Raw genomic sequence first — 1,835 nt, forward strand, 5'->3', positions numbered from 1 at the left:
GCTTTGAGCTGGCTCAAAGCGAAGAAACCCGGGCCTCAAAGGGGAGTGGGCCGCCCCTCCCCGGCCGACGAGAGGGTTGCCTCCCGCACCCGTTTCCTATTGAATGCGGGTGCAATAGTGGCGAGCCAAGGGGGGCGACGTGCTGACCACCAGTGCCGCGGAGGTCCGCGCCGGCGGCCTCGCGCAGGTCGACCGCAAGGAGAACCTGCTCAACCAGGGGTTCTACCTCGTTCGCTCGGGCGTCCTCGCCCCGGGCCTGCGCGTCCATCGCGACGTCGGCGCGATCTGGCAGCTCGTCACGTGGGGCCCGTCGATCGCCGGCGGCTACCGCGCCAGCACGGTCCGCACCCCGCACCAGACGGCGTTCGCCGACGAGCAGCGCAGCGTGACCTTCCGCGAGCTCGACGACCGCGCGAACCGCCTGGCCAACGCCCTGCGCGACCGCGGCGTCGGCCTGCGCACGCCCGTCGCCGTGCTCTGCCGCAACCACGGGGGCCTCATCGAGTCCATGGTGGCGCTGGCCAAGCTCGGCGCGACCACGCTGCTGCTCAACTCCGGGCTCTCCCCCGCGCAGGTCGCCGCCGTCGTCGCCGAGCAGCGGCCCGCGCTGCTCCTCGCCGACCAGGAATTCCTGGACCAGGAGCCCGACCTGCCCGCCGGCCTGCCGGTCGTCACCACCTGGGCCGACGACGGCGCCTCCGGCCTCGCCGAGCTCGTCGCGGACGGCGACGCGGCGCGGGTGCCGATCCCCGGGAAGCCGGGCCGGACCGTCGTCATGACGTCGGGCACCACGAGCACCCCGAAGGGCGCCCGCCGTCCGCAGCCGCACGGTCTCAGCGAGGCGGCGTCGCTGCTGTCGGTCATCCCGCTGCGGGCCGGCGACCGGATGATGATCACCACGCCGATCTTCCACACGTGGGGGCTCGCGGCCCTGCAGCTCGGCATGGCGCTGCACGCCGAGCTGGTGCTGCCGCGCCGGTTCGACGCCGAGCAGACGCTCCGGATGATCGCCGAGCACCGGGTGACGGCTCTGGTAGCGGTGCCGGTCATGTTGCAGCGCATCCTCGACCTGCCCGCCGAGGTGAAGGCCCGGTACGACACGTCGTCCCTGCGCGTCGTCGCCTACTCCGGCTCGGCCATGCCTGCCGAGCGGATCACGCAGTTCCTCGACGAGTTCGGCCCGGTGCTCTACGGCCTGTACGGCTCGACCGAGGCCTCCTGGGCCTCCATCTCGACGCCCGCGGACCTCGCCGCGCAGCCGACGACGGCGGGGCGGCCGCCGCTCGGCACCCGCATCGGCATCCTGGACGACGCCGGCCGGCCCGTCCCGCAGGGCGACGTCGGCCAGATCTGCGTGGGCAACGGCATGCTGTTCGAGGGGTACACGAACGGCACGGGCAAGCCGATGTTCGGCGACCTGATGGCCACGGGCGACCGCGGCCGCCTCGACGCCGAGGGCCGGCTGTACGTGGTGGGCCGGGCCGACGACATGATCGTCTCGGGCGGCGAGAACGTCTATCCCCGCCCGGTGGAGGACGCGATCACCGCCCTGCCCGAGGTCGCGGACGTCGCGGTGTTCGGCGTGCCCGACGAGCGGTTCGGCCACCGGTTCGCCGCGTACGTGGTGCTGCGCGAGGGCGCGACGCTCACGGCGGACACCCTGCTGGACCGCCTCCGGGACACGCTCCCGCGCTTCTCGCTCCCCCGCGACATCCACTTCCTGCCGGAACTCCCCCGCAACCCGACAGGCAAGGTCGTCCGCCGCAACCTCCCCCACCCCCCTCGTTGAGTGCTGGGTATTTGCGCTGTCGAAACGGTTCGAGGGCGCAAATACC

At 72.9% G+C, this 1,835-nt stretch carries 1 protein-coding gene; it reads left to right on the forward strand.

The annotated features are described in order from the left end of the window. Positions 1–139 precede the first annotated feature (139 nt). Positions 140–1,789: an AMP-binding protein gene (locus tag ACFWEJ_RS28600; RefSeq protein ID WP_377232540.1), complete on the forward strand. Its 1,650-nt coding sequence runs from the start codon at positions 140–142 to the stop codon at positions 1,787–1,789. Positions 1,790–1,835 lie beyond the last annotated feature (46 nt).

The sequence above is a fragment of the Promicromonospora sp. NPDC060204 genome (genome assembly GCF_042728455.1).
Classification (GTDB): Bacteria; Actinomycetota; Actinomycetes; order Actinomycetales; family Cellulomonadaceae; genus Promicromonospora.